Genomic DNA, 16626 nt, shown 5'->3' with positions numbered 1-16626 from the left:
TTAGAGCCCAGTGTGACTTCAGAGCCCAGTGTGACGTGTTGTGTTGTTAGGGGTTCCGCAGCAGCCTGCGCAGGAGCACCACAAAGATCGTTGCGGAGGCTGCAAGTGCGGCAAGTGGCTTCCAGCGGAGGCCGGCGCCGTCCGGGGATCCGGAGAAGGCAGCGAACTTTTGGCTGGCCTTGGCGGCTCCATGTTCAAGGGCGGCCTTGCCCTCCCCCAGTTTTTCCTTGGCAGCGCCCATCAGGAATATGGCCTGCGGCTTGATGTCGAGCTCGGTATCCAGTTCGTCGCGGACCTGGGCCAGGTGGCGCCGGCGCTGCTCGAGGCGGTGGTGAAGCTCGGGCTCGGACGCCTGCGGGAACTCTTTTTTGTGCGCCTCGGCCTTGGCTTCCTTCTCGGCCTTGGCCTTCGCGGCAGCTTCGTCCTTGGCAGCCTTGGCGGCCTTGGCCTCCGGGCTGGCCGGATCGAGCAGCGTGGCGTTGAAGTCGGAGCCTTCCTTGACGATGCCGAGATCGTGTTTGATTCCGCGGATGGTCTCGGCCGGGACCAGGGGCATGGCCTGCTTGAATTTGCGGACGCCGATTAGGCCGCCGATGAGGGCGATGACCAGAAACAGGGCGCAGACGAGCAGCGCGGCGAGCCACGCCGGCATGATGGTGGCCAGGCCCATAATGGCGGCCACGATCAGGCCAACCACCAGGAACGCCACAAAAATAAGCGCAACGGCGACGAAGGCGGCGGCGACGCCGACCTGGATGCCCTTGCGCTTGAGCTCGATCTTGGCGAAGGCGATTTCGTCGTTGAGTTGGCGCGGGGCCAGACGGAAAAGAAGTTTCAGCGTCCTGGGCAGCGCGGTGATCCGCAATCCCTGGCTGGTGCGCCCGGTGTGACGTCCGCTCATCGGTTCCCGCCTAACTTGTTGCGTAGTCTGCTGCCTGGTCGGTTCGGCATCCGTGTGCTGTGGGAGCCCGCGGCAGCACGGTCCCGCCCCCAAAACTATCATTCAGGTTCAGGGCAAACTTCCGGGTTGGCCGCACGGCGCGCCTGCAACCCCGGAAAGATGGAACTTCCGGGCCTAGGATTGATGTCCGTGACCACTCCCTCGAATCCGGGCGATTCGCTGACCCGCCGCCGGAAACTGTTGTACATCCTCCTCCTCGGCGCCCTCACCGCGTTGGGTCCGTTCACGATCGACCTGTACCTGCCTGCGTTCCCGGCACTGGAAGCAAGCCTGGGGGTCACCGAGGCCCAGGTCCAGCTGACCCTGGCCGGCACCACCGTGGGCTTTGCCCTCGGCCAGCTGGTGGTGGGCCCCTTCAGCGACAAGTTCGGCCGGCGGCTCCCGCTGATCCTGGCCACCGCCGTGCACATCGCCTCCTCCGTGGGAGCAGCCCTGTCCACCGACATCTCCACGCTGGGCCTCTTCCGCGTCCTCATGGGCGTGGGTGCTGCGGGCGGCGGCGTGGTGGCAATGGCAATGGTGCGGGACCTGTTCTCCGGCTATGCCATGGTCCGGATGTTCTCGCGCATGGCCCTGGTGAACGGGCTGGCACCGATCCTGGCCCCGGTGATCGGATCGCAGCTGCTCCTGGTGATGCCCTGGCCTGGAATCTTCGTGTTCCTGGCCGGCTACGGCACCCTGGTGATCATCGCCGCGCTCGTCTTGGTCCGCGAAACACTGCCACCGGAGAAGCGCGGCCTGACCGGTATGACCACCGGCCAACGCTACAAGGTTCTTTTTACGGACCGGATCTTCGTGGGCCTGCTGGTAGTGGGCGGCATGAACTTCGCCGGCCTCTTCACCTACCTGTCCGCGTCGCCGTTCCTGTTCCAGGATATTTTCGGGTTCTCGCCGCAGGAGTACGGCCTGCTGTTCGGCATCAATTCCCTGGGCATTGTGGCCGGCGTCCAGATCAGCTCCAGGCTCATCCGAACTGTCCCGCCGCAATGGATCCTTGCCTGTTCCACGGCCTGGATGTTTCTCATGGCCGTGCTGATCGTGGTCTTTGACCAGGCCGGCCTGGGGCTCTGGGGCGTAATGGTTCCACTCTGGTTCTACATCATGGGCGCAGGCTTCACGTTCCCCTGTGTCCAGGTGCTGGCTTTGAGCAGCCACGGCGCACAGGCCGGGACGGCTGCCTCGCTCCTGGGTGCCGCGACTTTCCTGATGGCCGGCCTGGTTTCACCGGTGGCGGGCTGGCTGGGCATCACCAGCTCCACCCCCATGGGTGCCGTGCAGGCCGTGTGCATCCTGTTGGCGATGGCGGGCCTCTGGCTGGTCGTCAGGCCGCGCACCGTGCCCTCGATCCACTGAACCCCGTCGATCCAATGATGAAACCCATGAAACGCAAACCGCACCGGAACCCCCGGGGACTGTTCCTCGGGGCGGTGCTGGGCGCCGTCGCCGGTTACTTCCTTGGGCGCGTGTTCGGCAGTGGCGCCATCGGCATCATCCTCGGCGCGCTGGCAGGTGCTGCCCTGCTGTACCGGGTCAACCCGGGCCCCTGGAACCGTCCGTAGCTGTTGGGACCTGGCGCCAAATCCCGGTCCACCGAGGCCCACCCCTGCCGCCCGGGAGCTTTCCCACGATAAAATAATTCCGTGCCCAGCTGGCAGTTCCACTCGCCGCCCCCGGCCACATGGCAACGTTGCGACTCAGGCATTTTGCCCATGTGGTGGGACCGGCTGTGCGCCCAAACCGGCCAGCAGTCCGCCGCCCTCTATGCCGCCGGACTCTTCACGGACGACCGGCGGCGGCCCATCGCGCAGTGGTTCAACGCCGCCTTCAACTCCGCCCTCCTGGTGGCCCCGGAGACCTCGCCTGAGTGGCCCGTGCAGCGCTTCGGCATCTTCTACGCACCCCCGGCCTCCGGCTTCGTCCGGGTGTACTCAGCACCCCATGAGTGGCATCCGCGGGAGCCCCGCAAGTTCCCCACCGAGCAGGACGCCTTCCACGCGGCCATCGCCGAGGCTGAACGGTTCCTGCAGGTGGAAATGGACTTTGTGTGAATGCAAAAGATCCCCGCCCTCACAGAGAGGCCGGGGATCTTTTGTTTGTTTGCTCCTCCTGCTGGACTTGAACCAGCAACCCTTCGATTAACAGTCGAATGCTCTGCCAATTGAGCTAAGGAGGAATGAAGCAGGTATGACATTAGCAAAGGTTTCCCGGGAATGGGAAATCGGCGGCGGTGCACCACGAAATACCCTCCCCGGGTATAAAAAATCCCCGTTCCGGATACCCGGAACGGGGATTGTGCGCTCCTCCTGCTGGACTTGAACCAGCAACCCTTCGATTAACAGTCGAATGCTCTGCCAATTGAGCTAAGGAGGAATGAAGCGGGTACCAGCCTAGCAAAGACACCGGCTGGAAGCGAAATCAGGAGTGAAATCGGCGCGTTTCAGGCGTCCGAGCGCAGTGCCCGGCGCTCCATTTCGAGCATCATCAGTTCCCTGTTGAGCCGCTGGAAATCCTCCGGGTTCGCTGCCGGATCCAGCCGTTGCAGCTGGCCCATCTTGTCCGCCTTGACCCGCGTGATCTGGAGCTCGAACAGCCGGGACAGAATGTCCTTGCAGTACTTCTGGACGGCTTCAGCGGTGCTCGCGGGAAGCGGCACCACGGCAAGCTCGGACACCAGCGGCCGGAGGGGTTCCGGGACTTCGTGCATCACCTGTTCCACCCAGCGCAGCGGCTCACCGATAAGTCCGGGACCCGAGGCGCGCATGGCGTCGTGCACGGCCTGGAACGCCGGCGTGACGAACCGTGCGGCCGCGAAGCGCTCCCAGATGCCGCCGCCCAGAAGGGCGGACTCCTGCAGCGCCACTTCCAGCGCCTGCCGCTCCATGGAGGCCACGGGGTCGCGGGGGTCGGGCCGCTGGTAGGAAGGGACAGCGCCCGACGTCGGCCCGGCAGCCACGCCGGGTCCGCCCGCCTGGGCGGACGGCATCTGACCCGGGGCGCCGGCTGTGGAAGGCGTTCCCGGTGCAGCCGGCCCGCCCGGGGCGGCACGCTTCATGGCGACGCCCACAGCCCGGCTGACGTCTTCAACCGAGATGCCGAGCCAGCCGGCCAGTTCCCGGGCATACTCGGGCCTGATGGCTGCGTCGCGGATCTGGGCCACCACCGGAGCGGATTCCCGCAGCGCGGCCACCCGGCCCTCCACGGTGTCCAGGTTGTGGCGCCTGAGCGTGGCCTTGATGGCAAACTCGAACAGCGGCCGGCGCGTGGCGATCAGATCCCGCACGGCGGCGTCCCCTCTGCTTTGGCGGAGGTCGCAGGGGTCGGCGCCGGTGGGCTCCACCGCCACATAGGTCTGGGCGGTAAAGCGCTGGTCTTCCTCGAAGGCGCGCAGTGCCGCCTTCTGCCCGGCGGCGTCACCGTCGAAGGTGAAGATGACCTCTCCCCCGGTGCCGTCGTCGGACAGCAGGCGGCGGGCGATCTTAATGTGCTCGGTGCCGAATGCCGTGCCGCAGGTGGCCACCGCCGTCGGAATTCCCGCCAGGTGGCAAGCCATCACGTCCGTGTATCCCTCCACCACTACGAGCTGGCGGTCTTTGGCGATACTGCGCTTGGCGAGGTCGATCCCGTAGAGCACCTGGGACTTCTTGTACAGCGTGGTTTCGGGGGTGTTGAGGTACTTGGGCCCCTGGTCATCCTCGTAGAGTTTGCGCGCGCCGAAGCCGATGGTGTCGCCGGCGATGTCACGGATGGGCCAGATGAGCCTGCCACGGAACCGGTCATAGATGCCCCGGTTGCCTTCGGAGAACATGCCCGTCAGCTTCAGCTCCTGGTCCGTGAAGCCACGGCCGCGGAGGTGTTTCAGCAGCGCGTCCCAGCCCTGCGGTGCGTAGCCCACGCCGAACTGCTCCGACGCGGCGCGGTCGAAGCCGCGGCCGAACAGGAAGTTCCGGCCTTCGGCGGCCCCGGGCGTCAGCAGCTGGGCGCGGAAGAACTCATCGGCGATTTTGTGGGCATCCAGGAGGCGCTGGCGCTTGCCGACTTCCTCACGGTTGGGGCCGGTGCCGCCGTCCTCGTAGCGTAGTTCGTACCCGATGCGGGCCGCCAGCTTTTCCAGGGCCTCATGGAATGAGGTGTGGTCCTGTTTCTGCACAAAGGCGATGACGTCCCCGTCTTCGCCGCACCCGAAGCAGTGGTACCTGCCCACCTGGGGACGCACGGTGAACGACGGCGACCGCTCGTCGTGGAACGGGCACAGCCCCTTGTAGGTTCCCAGCCCGGCACCCTTGAGCGTGACGTAGCCGTCAACCACTTCCTTGATGTCCGTGCGCTGGCGTACTTCGTCGATATCTTCACGTTTGATCAGGCCAGCCACAAAGCCATCCTAGTCCGGGGGCACGACAAGCCGATCCGCCGTGAGGCGTTCGTCACCACAGCGAGGGAAGGCTCCCCACGAGCCGTTCGTACATTGCCAGCGCCGAGCCGTCTGTCAGCGACGCCACCTGGTCGATGACCACCCTGAGCCGTGCGCCGTCGTCGGGCGCGTCCCGCCAGTCAGCCGCGAACATCGGCTCCAGGTGGCGGTCCCCCGTGGCGTTCAGGGCGGTGACCAGGGCGTGCAGCACCTCGCGCTGGCGCTCGTAGATGGGCTGGCGGTGTTCGGTGGTCATCACGAACGTGGTGGCCAGGCCCTTCATGACCGCGATCTCCATAACCGTCTCGTCCGGGACCATCAGCTCAGCGCTGTACCGCGTGAGGTTTTCCGGGCCGTAGACAGCACGCGTGGCCTCCAGGGCGCTCTGGCAGAACCGGCCGATCAGCTGGCTGGTCATGTTCTTCAGGGCGGCCATAGACTTGCGGCTGCCGTCGGCCTCGCGGACCCACACGTCGGTGGCTTCCAACCGGGCCAGGGCGGCATCGATCGCGGCGGGGTCGTTGTGCGGGAGGTACCACTGCCTGGCGTAGCCCACCACACGGGCCCGGTGGTCCGGGTTGTCCATCCAGCGCAGCTGGAAGTGCCCGGCCACGATCGCGTCCTCGACGTCGTGCACGGAATAGGAAATGTCGTCGGCCAGGTCCATGACCTGCGCCTCCAGGCACGAGCGGCGTTCCGGCGCACCCTCCCTGATCCAGTTGAAGATGGGCAGATCGTCCTCGTAGGCGCCGAACTTGCTGGTGCGCTGGCCGTGGATCACCGGTGCGTTCAGCGCGGACCAAGGGTATTTCGCCGCCGCATCCAGGCTGGCCCTCGTGAGGTTCAGGCCGGCCGGGCGCCCGTCGGTGGCCAGGACCTTGGGCTCCAGCCGGGTGAGGAGCCGGAGGGTCTGGGCGTTGCCTTCGAAGCCGCCGATGGCATGGGCCACCTCGTTCAGGGCGGACTCGCCGTTGTGCCCGAAGGGCGGGTGCCCCAGGTCATGGCTCAGGCAGGCGGTGTCCACCACGTCCGGGTCGCAGCCCAGGGCGCGGCCCAGTTCCCGTCCCACCTGGGCAACCTCGAGGCTGTGGGTCAGGCGGGTGCGGACGAAGTCGTCGGTGTCCGGGGCAACTACCTGCGTTTTCGCTCCGAGGCGGCGCAGGGCGGACGAGTGCAGCACCCGGGCGCGGTCCCGCTCAAAGTCGGAGCGGTAGTTGTTTTTGGGCGGTTCCTCCACCCAGCGGGCGGAATCGTGGGCCTCGTAGCCCGGCAGGGCCTGTGCCGTAGTGCGCGTTTCAGCCACCGGAAACATCCAGTTCCGCGGCGGAGATGTCCTGGGACTGCGCCGCGTTCAGGGCACGGGATTCCAGCCAGTCCTTGGGCAGCGCCGGCTTCTTGGGCGAGCCTGCGCGGCCGCGCGGGCCCTCGGCATCCACGCCGGGGTACGGCGAGCCCAGGTCCAGCTGGTCCAGCGTGTCGCGCAGCACCTCGAGGCTGGTCACCATGGCCAGTTTGGTCCGCAGTTCACTGCCCACCACGTAGCCCTTGAAATACCAGGCCATGTGCTTGCGGATCTCCCGGAGCGCTTTGCCTTCATCGCCAAAGGTCTCAACCATCAGCTCGGCATGCCGGAAGACGCTCTCGGCCACCTTGCCCAGGTCCGGCGTGTAGCGTTTGTCGCTTCCTTCGAAGGCCGCCATGAGGTCACCGAACAGCCACGGGCGTCCCTGGCAGCCGCGGCCCACCACTACACCGTCCACACCGGTTTCCCGGACCATCCGGACAGCGTCCTCCGCGGACCAGATGTCGCCGTTGCCCAGGACGGGAATGTCCGGCAGGGCTTCGCGCAGGCGGGCGATCGCGGTCCAGTCGGCCTGGCCGGAGTAGAACTGCGCCGCGGTGCGGCCGTGAAGCGCGACGGCGGCGACCCCGGCATCGCGGGCGATCCGGCCGGCGTCGAGGTACGTCAGGTGGTCATCGTCGATGCCCTTGCGCATTTTAATGGTGAGCGGGACATTGCCCTTGGACGCTTCGTTGACCGCGGTCTGGACGATCGAGGTGAAGAGGTCGATCTTCCAAGGCAGGGCGGAGCCGCCACCGCGCCGGGTCACCTTGGGAACGGGGCAGCCGAAGTTCAGGTCAATGTGGTCTGCGCGGTCCTCTTCGACGAGCATTCGCACTGCCTGGCCCACCGTGACGGGGTCCACGCCGTACAGCTGGACGGAGCGGACTTTTTCGTCGTCGTCGTGCGAGATGATGCGCAGTGATTCGGGCGTGCGTTCAACGAGGGCGCGGGAGGTGACCATCTCCGCAACGTACAGGCCGCCGCCGTATTCACGGCACAAACGACGAAAAGCGGAGTTGGTGATGCCCGCCATCGGAGCCAGGATCACGGGGGTGTCCACCGTGATGGGGCCCAGCTTCAGGGGCGGGAGTTCCAGCTTGGGGGCGGGAGGCGTTGCGGTAACAGTCACCTGTCCATTGTCGCAAAGGCGGGCAAATCGGCGCGCCGGGCCCATTTGGGTCCCCTGGCGTCGTTCAGCTGCCCGTCCAGCCGCGGTCTGCCCGGCGTCCCCTCCGGGTGGTGGCGGGATCGTCGGAACCTTCCGTGGACTGCCGTGACCGCCTCTCGAACGCGGCCGCCGCGAGCGCACCGGTATCGTCGACGTCGTCCGCGTTGATGGCGGCGGCGCCCGAGGTGCCGTCGGGGCGGCGGTCTCCGTCCGGGACGCCGACGGCGACCTGTCCGGCCGTCCGGACGCCGGTGGCCTTGACCACCAGCACGGCGATCAGAGTGGTCACGGGAATGGCGAGGACCAGGCCTATGGAGCCAACGAGCGTGCGGATGACTTCTTCGGACAGTTCGGCGCTGGTCAGGGTGTCCCCCAGCGGCCGGTCGTACAGCATCACAATGATCAGGATGGGCAGGGCTGCGCCGGCGTAGGCGAACGCGATGGTGTAGACCGTGGAGGCGATGTGGTCCCGGCCGATCCGCATGGCGGAGGTGAAGAGCTTGCGGGCGCTGGTGCCGGGAGCCAACTCATAGAGTTCCCAGACGGCGGACGATTGCGTAATGGTGACGTCGTTCAGGACACCAAGGCCGGAGATGATGAGGCCGCACAGGATCACCCCGGAAATGGAGATGTTGGCCGAGGTATTGATCAGGGTGGTGGCGTCATGGCTGCCCACTCCGGCGAGGTTGGCGGCGTCGGTGGCCCAGGCCGCCAACAGCGCCGTGATGGCCAGGCCGAACATGGTGCCCAGCAGCGCCGTTGATGTCCTGGCGGAGAAGCCGTGGGCAAAATACAGGACCCCGATCATGATCACCGTTGACCCCACCAGGGCCAGCAGCAGCGGAGGTTTGCCCTCCACCAGCCCGGGCAACATAAAGCCGGCAAGGACGAAATACGCGCCCACTAGCCCCAGCAGCGCCCGGAATCCGCGCCAGCGCGCCACCGCGATGACCACCAGGGCATAGAGGAGCGCCAGGATCACGATGGGAAGGGTCCGGACGAAGTCAACAAAGATGTAGGCCGGAGACCCCTGCGACGCCGCGGCGCCCTGGGCGTTGGAAAGGTTCAGGTACCTGATCTGGTCCCCCGGCTTCACGCCATGGGACTTGGCGACGTCGGGATTGATCACCACTTTGACGGGACTGCCGCCCTGGTCCGGTTCCGTGAAGGCAAACATGCAGTCGGAGCCGGCGGGGGCGGGCTGGCCGCTGGTGTCCGAGGATTGGCCGGGGGCGGTGGAGCCCTGCATGCAGCTTTCTTCCACGACGCTCTGGATCTTGCCCGTATCGAAGGTGACGCCGGGCGCCGCCGAATAGGGGTTGGCGAGGGAGATGCCGTCCTTGGACCCGGACGGCCACAGCACGGCCATGCCCGCCAGGGTCAGAAGAGTCAGCGGCACCAGCACCGCGGCCAGGATGCGGTTTGCCTTCCGGCGGGCAGCAATCGCCTGGGCCGTCGGCTCCGAATGATCTGTTGAAACGTGGGTGTGACCGGAGCCCATCAGCAGTTGAACCTCATACCTTGAACTCTACGTCCGGCGCCTTAGGGTTGGTAAATGGCAGGAACCGAGAGGAACCACGCGTGACGGACCGCAGGACTGAATTCCACACCAACGAACCTGCTGCGAGGCGGGAGGCGGCACTCACTGTGCTGGCGGCCCCCGGGACAACGCGGGGCGTCGCCCTGGTCCTGCACGGGGGCAAGGCACACAGCTTTGAGCCCGTGGAGGCCCGCCACCTGAGCCCGCTGCGCATGGTCACGTTCGCCCGTCACCTGCACCGTGCCGGGAAGGACCACGGGCTGGCGGTGTGGTCCCTGCGGAACAGCGTGCGTGGCTGGAACGGGCCGGACAGGTCCGCACTGCAGGATGCCCGCTGGGCCCTCCAGCAAATCAGTGCGCAGCACCCTAGGGTTCCCGTGTATCTGGTGGGGCATTCCATGGGCGGCCTCACCGCCGTGACCGCCGCGGACCATCCTCAGGTGGACGCCGTGGTGGCGCTGGCCCCGTGGCTCAGCCCGGAGACACCCGCCACGCCGCTCGCCGGACGCAAGGTCCTGATTGTCCACGGCACGGGAGACCATATGACCAGCCCGTCCCAGTCCTTGGCGTTTGCGCGCCGAGCCACCGGGACAGCAGCCTCCATACAGTATGTTTCGCTGCGCGGTTCCGGGCATTTTATGGTGCGCCGCGGCCGGCTGTGGCACACGTTGGCCACCGGTTTTGTGATGAAGGCTTTCGCTCTGCGCACCGGATTCACGCACCAGGCCTCGAGCAAGCTGGCTGGGCTGGTGCCCTGGTCCGCCGCTGAGGTGGCCCTGTGAGCTCTTTTCCCTGGCCGGCGTTCGCCGCGTCGTTGCCCTGGACAGCACTGGCAGTCCTGGCGGTCCTGGCGCTGACGTTTGGCGTGGCCGTCCGGCAGGGCCGGCACTCGGTGATGGACATCGCGTGGGGCCCCGGCTTCGTTGCGGTGGCCGTGGTGTCCTGGTTCCTGTCTGCCGGATCGGGCGATGACACCCGCCGCGCCTTGTTGCTTCTGCTGACGGCGGTCTGGGGGTTGCGGCTGGGCTGCCATATTGGCTGGCGGGCGCGCGACGGACATGAAGACCCGCGCTACAAGGCCCTGCTGGACCCGGCGCCCGGATCCAGGAACGCGTTTGCGCTCCGCCGTGTCTACCTGCCGCAGGGTGTGGTTATGTTTTTTGTGTCCCTGACGCTGCAGGTGGGGATGTTCGCCACCGGGCCTGTGGCGTGGGTGGCCGTGCTCGGCGTCCTGCTGTGGATGACGGGGTTTGTGTTCGAGACCGTGGGCGACTGGCAGCTGGCCCGGTTCAAGAAGGATCCGGCCCGCCACGGCACGGTGCTGGATACCGGTTTGTGGCGGTACACCCGGCATCCCAACTATTTCGGCGATGCGGCCATCTGGACGGGGCTTTTCCTGATCGCCGCAGACTCGTGGCCGGGCGTCCTGACTATCCTGTCACCGGCCCTGATGGTGTGGACGCTCGCCGGGAAGACCGGGAAGCCCCTGACGGAAAAGGCGATGTCGGGCCGGCCCGGTTACCGGGAATATGTTGAGGGGACCAGCGGCTTCATCCCGTGGCCGCCCAAACGCCGGTGACCTCCCCCGGGTGGGGTCAGTCCGAGACGATCAGCGTTTCGGCGCCGGCCTGGCGCGCTTTGCCAGCTTCCAGCAAGGGCTCGACGGCGGCACGCAGCGCCGTCATCGAATCGTCCAGTTCCAGCATGACCGGGTGCTGGTACGCGAGGAGCGAGAGCAGGTCACGGACGGCGGCTGCGGCGTCGTCCGCTTCCAGCGCGGGTTCGTGGCCCACAAACACATCCGTGGCCTTCGCGCCCTGGGCCGAAGCGTCCGCCGCCGGGTCCTGGGCTGCCTCCGCATAACTCACCGCAAAGGCGCGGATCCGGCCCTTCTTGCTGGGGGAAACCCCGGCGCCAAAGGCGGATTCCGGCTCGGCGCGCAGCACAAGCGCACCGTGGGCGCCGGTGAGGTCATCCAAGAACAGCTTCTGCACTTGCCCCACCGACAGCACGCCCGGCGAATCCCAGCCATGGATGGACGTGTAATACCGCCCCACGACGTCGGTCAGCTCAACCGAGCCGGTAGCGAGATCCATCACGACGTCGGAACCGGCGTTTTCGTCGTTGGCCGGCCCGCCGCCGTCGTTCTTCGCGGGGAATACGGGCAGCTTCAGGGCGCCCGGCTCCACCACCACCAGCCGGGAACGCTGGATGGGCGCGAGCCCGAACGCCTCGGCGAACGCGGCCCCCGGAGTGCCCGGCTGCACCTTCGCCCGCAGCCTGGCAACGCCCGACGGCGCCTGCTCGGCTTCGCGGCGCAGCATGGTCAGGAGCGTGGCACCGATGCCGGCGCGGCGATGATCGCGCGCCACCTCGATGTAGGTCCACAGCCGCTCCGGGTGCAGCGAAGCCTCGTAGACCACGCCCGCCGCCACCGGAATGCCAACGCCGTCAATGACGTCCTCGGCCACGATGCAGCGGCGCCAGGGGGTGCCGTCCGTGCCGGGCGAGGAGACGGCCAGGGCACCGCGGAACTGCCTGGCCTGTTCGGTCTCCGGGCCGCCCCAGATTTCCAGCAGCGTCAGGTCATCGCCCTCAAGCCATTCGCGGTATTCGATGGCCATTCTCAGGCGCCGATCAGGCGGGCGGCCAGGTAGCCTTCCACCTTGTCCAGCGAGACGCGTTCCTGGCTCATGGTGTCGCGTTCACGGATGGTCACGGCTTGGTCCTCGAGGGTGTCGAAGTCCACGGTGATGCAGAACGGGGTGCCGATCTCGTCCTGGCGGCGGTAGCGGCGGCCGATCGCGCCGGCGTCATCGAAGTCGATATTCCAGTTCTTGCGCAGCTGCGCGCCTAGGTCTTTGGCCTTCGGCGAGAGGTCCTCGTTGCGGCTCAACGGCAGCACCGCAGCCTTGACGGGGGCCAGGCGCGGGTCAAGCCGCAGGACGGTACGGACGTCGACGCCGCCCTTGGCGTTGGGTGCCTCGTCTTCGGTGTACGCGTCCACCAGGAACGCCATGAAGGAACGGGTCAGGCCCGCGGCCGGCTCGATCACGTACGGGGTGTAGCGCTCGTTGGTGGCCTGGTTGAAGTAGCTCAGGTCCTGGCCGGAAGCCTTGGAGTGCGTGGAGAGGTCGAAGTCCGTGCGGTTGGCGATGCCTTCGAGCTCGCCCCATTCGGAACCCTGGAAGCCGAAGCGGTATTCGATGTCCGTGGTGCCCTTGGAGTAGTGGCTCAGCTTTTCCAGCGGGTGTTCGAAGAAGCGCAGGTTCTCTTCCCGGATGCCCAGGCTGGTGTACCAGGACATGCGCTCTTTCATCCAGTACTGGTGCCACTCTTCGTCCGTGCCGGGCTCGACGAAGAATTCCATTTCCATCTGCTCGAACTCACGGGTGCGGAAGATGAAGTTGCCGGGTGTGATCTCGTTGCGGAAGGACTTGCCGATCTGGCCGATGCCGAACGGCGGCTTCTTGCGGGACGTGGTGAGCACGTTGCTGAAGTTCACAAAAATGCCCTGGGCCGTTTCCGGGCGCAGGTAGTGCATTCCTTCCTCGCTGGCCACCGGGCCGAGGAAGGTCTTGAGCAGGCCGGAGAATTCCTGGGGTTCGGTCCATTCGCCGCGGGTGCCGCAGTTGACGCAGGCAATGTCCTTCAGGCCGTTCTCGGCGGGGCGGCCCTTCTTTTCCTCGTACTCTTCCTCGAGGTGGTCCGCGCGGTAGCGCTTGTGGCAGGAAAGGCACTCAACCAGCGGATCGGAGAAGACGTCAACGTGGCCGGAGGCTTCCCATACCTGGCGGGGCAGGATGACGGAGGAATCCAGGCCCACCACGTCCTCGCGGCCGCGGACCATGGACTGCCACCACTGGCGCTTGATGTTTTCCTTCAGCTCAGCGCCGAGGGGTCCGTAGTCCCAGGCAGAGCGGGAGCCTCCGTAGATTTCACCGGCCTGGAACACAAAACCCCTTCGCTTGGAAAGGGAAATGACCTGGTCGAGTACGGATTTTGCTGCCATGGTGGACTCCAATTTCTACAGGGCCGCTGGGTGCGGTCCGCGGGTATCTGGCCCCGCTGCACGTGGGTGCTTCACCGCTGGGTGCGGGCGGGGCGGGCGAAGGAACAAGATGCAGAGAACTGCGTGTCCTAGCCTACCGGCCGCTGCCTCCGGAAGGCGCCCCGCGGCCACGGCAGTGTGGCCAGGATGATGGCGGCCAGCGTCAGCACTGTGCCCAGGACGGTGGCCGGGGCCACGATGCTCCCGGGGGCCGGCACCACGAGGTCCAGCCCCAGGGAGCCAAGGAGCTGTCCGGCGATCATGCCGAGCCCTGTGACCAGCACGCCCAGGCTGCGGACCAGCAGCGCACCCAGGCCGATGAACACGCAGCCCATGGGCCCGCCCAGGTAGTACCACCACTCGGCCGGCAACGGATTGCCCGGCCCAAAAACTGCCACCTTGACGGCCAAGGCAATCCACAGGAACACCGAGCCGGCCACGAAGTTCACCAGCGTGGCGGCGACGGGCGATCCGTAGTGGACTGTGGCCGTCCCGTTCATCGCCTGTTGGAAGCTCATCAGGAACCCGGCCAGGACCGGGAGGATCAACGGCAGAATCAAGGCTTCCAGCCCGCCCGCTGCGTCCGCGGGAGCGCCCGGCGAGCCCGGCGAGCCCGGGGAGCCGGCCAGCCGCGGCGAAACCGCCCACGCCACGGCGGCGACGGTCAGCACGCACCCGATGATCCGCATGGGAGTCACGGCCCTCTTGCCGGCAGGTCCGATGCCCAGCCGGTCCACCAGCAGCCCGCTCAGCGTCTGCCCGGTCACGGCGGCCACGGTAAACAGCGCCACGCCCAGGATGCCCACGGTGAAGGACTGCGCGAAGACAAAAAGGGCACCAATGCCGCCGGCCAGCACGTACACGGGCGGGAAAGCCCGGGTCCGGACCGCCGGCAGGATCCTGGCCAGACCGGCGCGGCCGCTGGGCAGGATCAGGGAGATCAGCATCATCACCACCAGGCCGGTGCTGAAACCCACCACGGCCGCGGCGATGCCGTCGTTGAGCCGGACGCCGAGGGCGCCGTTGATCCGGCCCTGGACGGGAATGGCCAGTCCCGCGCCGACGGCCAGCGGGAGCCCCGCGAACCGCGGCAGCCGTGGGGTGTGGGTCATCGGATTCACCTTACGTCAGGCATTATTACTTGTATGAGCAACCAGGACATTCAAGAGATCCCCATCCGCGACAGCATGATCCGTCTTGGCCAGCTCCTGAAGCTCGCCAGCCTGGTGGAGGACGGCGTGGAAGCCGCTGAGCTGATCAAGAACGGACTCGTCAAGGTCAACGGCGAGATCGATGACCGCCGCGGACGCCAGCTGCACAACGGCGACACCGTCACCGTCAACGGGCAAACCGTGCAGGTAGTGGCCCCGGAAGCCTGATTTAACAGGCCTGACTCAGCCTCAGGCGGCGTGGACAGCGTAAGCGGCCGGCGGCACTGTGCCGCCGGCCGCCGTCGTACGCTTATTTGTTCAGCACCTCGTGCGTCAGGAACTCGGAGACGTGCCCGATTTCCTGCTGGTTGATGCCGTGCCACATGCCCGTGTAGAGCACCTTGGTGAGCTTGACATGCCCACGCACCCAGCCCATGGTGTAGTCGATCTTGTCGGGCGTGATCACGGGGTCCTGCTGGTCCCGGCCCCAGAAGAGCGGCACTGTACCGTCCAGGTCGCCATCCTTGAAGGTGGGGTCCCCGTCCGCGTTGACCACAAAACCGGAAAGCCCGACGACGGCGGCGTAGTCAGCGGGGCGCTGCCGGAGCAGCGTGGTGGCCATGGCCATTCCCATGGAAAAGCCGAGCAGCGTCACCGACGGGTGGTCGGCTTTGACGGTGTCAATCCAGTCCTGCACATAACCGGCTCCAGCCTTGACGGCGTCGAGCGTGTACTCGATGGAGGCCGTCAGGGGGAACCACATAAAGCCGGGGCCCGTGGCCAATGGCGCCCGGAGTGAGGCAACAACAAAATCTTCGGGAAGCATATCCGCCAGGCTCAGGAGGTCCTGTTCGTTGGCGCCGTAGCCGTGGAGCAGCACCAGCAGCGGCTTTCCGGCGCGCTGGTCCTCCGGCCGGGACCACAGAACAACAGGGGCGGGAAATACTTGGGCGTCAGTCATGGTTTCCATTCTTACAGTTACCCGGCGGTAACTACCTACGGTGGCGTAGCTTGTGAGCAAGGAGGCAGGATAGGACCGTGAATGAAGCAAAAGCCATGCAGAGCCCGCCCAGGGCCACGGAAGCCCATCCCTGGAGCCGCTACGTGGCGATGGGAGATTCGTTCACCGAGGGCATCGGCGACCCCGAACCAACAAGCCCCGGCGGCTTCCGCGGCTGGGCGGACCGGGTGGCCGAGGAACTGGGCAGGGGCCAAGCGGACTTCGCCTATGCCAACCTGGCCGTCCGCGGCCGGCTGCTGCAGCAGATCGTGGACCAGCAACTCGCTCCGTGCCTGGCGCTTAAGCCGGACCTGATAACCCTTTCCGCCGGCGGCAACGATCTCATCAGGCCCGGCGGCGACCCCGACGCCCTCGCCGAAAAACTTGATTCCGTGGTCCAGATCCTGGCCATGGGCGGTGCCACGGTGGTGCTGTTCAACGGTCCGGATACCGGTTCCTCGGTCCTGGGACGGATCCGCAGCAAGGTGGCCATCTACAACGAGAACCTCCGCACGGTGGCCGCGCGCCATGACGCCATCATCGCCGACATGTGGTCGCTCAAGCAGCTGAACGATCCGCAGATGTGGGACGAGGACCGCCTGCATTTTTCGCCGCTGGGACACCACACCATCGCCGCCATGGTGCTGGAATCGCTGAACTTGAACCACACGCTTGAGCCGCTCCGGCCCAAGCCCTTGCCCGCCCGCACGTGGCGGGCAGCCCGCTCCGAAGACCTGGTGTGGGCCCGCGAGTATTTTGTCCCGTGGGTGGTGCGGCGGCTGCGCCACCGCTCCTCCGGCGACGGAATCACCGCAAAGCGTCCGACGCCGGGCCCTGTGTTCGGCCCGGGCGTTCCGTTGGGATCCGGCGAGGGGCCCCTGGGTACTATCGACGCCCGGCGCTAGCGGCGGCACGGCGTGAGCGGCGGCACGGCGTGAGCGGCGGCACGGCGTGAGCGGCGGCACGGCGTGAGCGGCGGCACGGCGTGAGCGGCGGCACGGC

General features: G+C 66.7%; 16 protein-coding genes and 2 tRNA genes. 7 read left to right on the top strand and 11 right to left on the bottom strand.

Annotated elements, in window-relative coordinates; all coding sequences use genetic code 11:
• Positions 1-46: 46 nt before the first annotated feature.
• Positions 47-901 (bottom strand): phage holin family protein, encoded by an 855-nt coding sequence (locus NG696_RS09635; protein ID WP_252564909.1) that lies wholly within the window; start codon positions 899-901, stop codon positions 47-49.
• A 183-nt stretch (positions 902-1084) separates the two neighbouring features.
• Here NG696_RS09635 and NG696_RS09630 point away from each other — a divergent pair, with 183 nt between their 5' ends.
• The 3 genes from NG696_RS09630 (at position 1085) to NG696_RS09620 (ending at position 3009) form a co-directional block, all read left to right on the top strand.
• Positions 1085-2314: a multidrug effflux MFS transporter gene (locus NG696_RS09630; protein WP_252564911.1), complete on the top strand. Its 1230-nt coding sequence runs from the start codon at positions 1085-1087 to the stop codon at positions 2312-2314.
• A gap of 26 nt (positions 2315-2340) precedes the next feature.
• The gene (locus tag NG696_RS09625; RefSeq protein WP_099093422.1) at positions 2341-2520 is read left to right on the top strand and encodes a hypothetical protein; all 180 of its coding nucleotides are present in this window, start codon (positions 2341-2343) and stop codon (positions 2518-2520) included.
• Positions 2521-2601: 81 nt separating this feature from the next.
• Positions 2602-3009, top strand: a complete 408-nt coding sequence (locus NG696_RS09620) for a hypothetical protein (RefSeq protein WP_252564913.1) — start codon at positions 2602-2604, stop codon at positions 3007-3009.
• A 52-nt stretch (positions 3010-3061) separates the two neighbouring features.
• Here NG696_RS09620 and NG696_RS09615 read toward each other — a convergent pair.
• The 6 genes from NG696_RS09615 to NG696_RS09590 form a co-directional block, all read right to left on the bottom strand.
• A tRNA-Asn gene (locus NG696_RS09615) sits at positions 3062-3134 on the bottom strand.
• A 124-nt stretch (positions 3135-3258) separates the two neighbouring features.
• Positions 3259-3331 (bottom strand) — tRNA-Asn (locus tag NG696_RS09610).
• 67 nt (positions 3332-3398) lie between these two features.
• Entirely contained in the window at positions 3399-5330 is a 1932-nt protein-coding gene (gene dnaG / locus NG696_RS09605; protein WP_252575285.1) for a DNA primase, read from the bottom strand.
• Between the two features lie 52 nt (positions 5331-5382).
• Positions 5383-6681 (bottom strand): deoxyguanosinetriphosphate triphosphohydrolase, encoded by a 1299-nt coding sequence (locus NG696_RS09600; RefSeq protein WP_252575284.1) that lies wholly within the window; start codon positions 6679-6681, stop codon positions 5383-5385.
• Entirely contained in the window at positions 6665-7843 is a 1179-nt protein-coding gene (dusB, locus tag NG696_RS09595; protein WP_252564919.1) for a tRNA dihydrouridine synthase DusB, read from the bottom strand. Before dusB ends, NG696_RS09600 begins: the two co-directional genes overlap by 17 nt.
• A 64-nt stretch (positions 7844-7907) precedes the next feature.
• Positions 7908-9383, bottom strand: coding sequence for a YibE/F family protein (locus NG696_RS09590; RefSeq protein ID WP_252564921.1), 1476 nt, complete (start codon positions 9381-9383; stop codon positions 7908-7910).
• 80 nt (positions 9384-9463) lie between these two features.
• Here NG696_RS09590 and NG696_RS09585 point away from each other — a divergent pair, with 80 nt between their 5' ends.
• Together NG696_RS09585 and NG696_RS09580 are read left to right on the top strand one after the other, a co-directional pair.
• A complete protein-coding gene (locus NG696_RS09585) occupies positions 9464-10204 on the top strand; it encodes an alpha/beta hydrolase (RefSeq protein ID WP_252575283.1) in 741 nt (246 codons plus the stop codon).
• Positions 10201-11001 carry a DUF1295 domain-containing protein gene (locus NG696_RS09580; protein WP_252575282.1) on the top strand — a complete coding sequence of 267 codons (801 nt, stop codon included), beginning with the start codon at positions 10201-10203 and terminating at the stop codon, positions 10999-11001. Before NG696_RS09585 ends, NG696_RS09580 begins: the two co-directional genes overlap by 4 nt.
• Before the next feature lie 16 nt (positions 11002-11017).
• On the opposite strand, the gene NG696_RS09575 is transcribed toward NG696_RS09580, so the two are convergent.
• The 3 genes from NG696_RS09575 to NG696_RS09565 all read right to left on the bottom strand — a co-directional run bounded on the left by NG696_RS09575 (position 11018) and on the right by NG696_RS09565 (position 14585).
• Positions 11018-12046, bottom strand: coding sequence for a GNAT family N-acetyltransferase (locus tag NG696_RS09575; RefSeq protein WP_252575281.1), 1029 nt, complete (start codon positions 12044-12046; stop codon positions 11018-11020).
• A 2-nt stretch (positions 12047-12048) separates the two neighbouring features.
• Positions 12049-13434 (bottom strand): glycine--tRNA ligase, encoded by a 1386-nt coding sequence (locus NG696_RS09570; protein ID WP_252564928.1) that lies wholly within the window; start codon positions 13432-13434, stop codon positions 12049-12051.
• A gap of 128 nt (positions 13435-13562) precedes the next feature.
• The gene (locus tag NG696_RS09565; protein ID WP_252575280.1) at positions 13563-14585 is read right to left on the bottom strand and encodes a DMT family transporter; all 1023 of its coding nucleotides are present in this window, start codon (positions 14583-14585) and stop codon (positions 13563-13565) included.
• 33 nt (positions 14586-14618) lie between these two features.
• On the opposite strand from NG696_RS09565, the gene NG696_RS09560 reads away from it, so the two are divergent.
• Positions 14619-14852: an RNA-binding S4 domain-containing protein gene (locus tag NG696_RS09560; RefSeq protein WP_056348226.1), complete on the top strand. Its 234-nt coding sequence runs from the start codon at positions 14619-14621 to the stop codon at positions 14850-14852.
• An 82-nt stretch (positions 14853-14934) separates the two neighbouring features.
• On the opposite strand, the gene NG696_RS09555 is transcribed toward NG696_RS09560, so the two are convergent.
• Entirely contained in the window at positions 14935-15585 is a 651-nt protein-coding gene (locus NG696_RS09555) for an alpha/beta hydrolase (protein ID WP_252564932.1), read from the bottom strand.
• 95 nt (positions 15586-15680) lie between these two features.
• Between NG696_RS09555 and NG696_RS09550 the strand changes: the two genes are divergently transcribed.
• Positions 15681-16529 (top strand): SGNH/GDSL hydrolase family protein, encoded by an 849-nt coding sequence (locus tag NG696_RS09550; RefSeq protein ID WP_252564981.1) that lies wholly within the window; start codon positions 15681-15683, stop codon positions 16527-16529.
• Positions 16530-16626: the final 97 nt, after the last annotated feature.

The sequence above is a fragment of the Pseudarthrobacter cellobiosi genome (assembly GCF_023913755.1).
In the GTDB taxonomy this organism is placed as follows: Bacteria; Actinomycetota; Actinomycetes; order Actinomycetales; family Micrococcaceae; genus Arthrobacter; species Arthrobacter cellobiosi.
This window is presented reverse-complemented; position numbering and strand designations above follow the sequence as displayed.

Bases quoted from the DNA above. Each gene is read 5' to 3' on its own strand.
- NG696_RS09635 (WP_252564909.1), bottom strand. From the start codon at position 901: ATGAGCGGACGTCACACCGGGCGCACCAGCCAGGGATTGCGGATCACC.
- NG696_RS09565 (WP_252575280.1), bottom strand. From the start codon at position 14,585: ATGACCCACACCCCACGGCTGCCGCGGTTCGCGGGGCTCCCGCTGGCC.
- NG696_RS09560 (WP_056348226.1), top strand. From the start codon at position 14,619: ATGAGCAACCAGGACATTCAAGAGATCCCCATCCGCGACAGCATGATC.
- NG696_RS09555 (WP_252564932.1), bottom strand. From the start codon at position 15,585: ATGACTGACGCCCAAGTATTTCCCGCCCCTGTTGTTCTGTGGTCCCGG.
- NG696_RS09570 (WP_252564928.1), bottom strand. From the start codon at position 13,434: ATGGCAGCAAAATCCGTACTCGACCAGGTCATTTCCCTTTCCAAGCGA.
- NG696_RS09630 (WP_252564911.1), top strand. From the start codon at position 1,085: ATGTCCGTGACCACTCCCTCGAATCCGGGCGATTCGCTGACCCGCCGC.
- NG696_RS09575 (WP_252575281.1), bottom strand. From the start codon at position 12,046: ATGGCCATCGAATACCGCGAATGGCTTGAGGGCGATGACCTGACGCTG.
- NG696_RS09590 (WP_252564921.1), bottom strand. From the start codon at position 9,383: ATGGGCTCCGGTCACACCCACGTTTCAACAGATCATTCGGAGCCGACG.
- NG696_RS09600 (WP_252575284.1), bottom strand. From the start codon at position 6,681: ATGTTTCCGGTGGCTGAAACGCGCACTACGGCACAGGCCCTGCCGGGC.
- NG696_RS09625 (WP_099093422.1), top strand. From the start codon at position 2,341: ATGAAACGCAAACCGCACCGGAACCCCCGGGGACTGTTCCTCGGGGCG.
- NG696_RS09550 (WP_252564981.1), top strand. From the start codon at position 15,681: ATGCAGAGCCCGCCCAGGGCCACGGAAGCCCATCCCTGGAGCCGCTAC.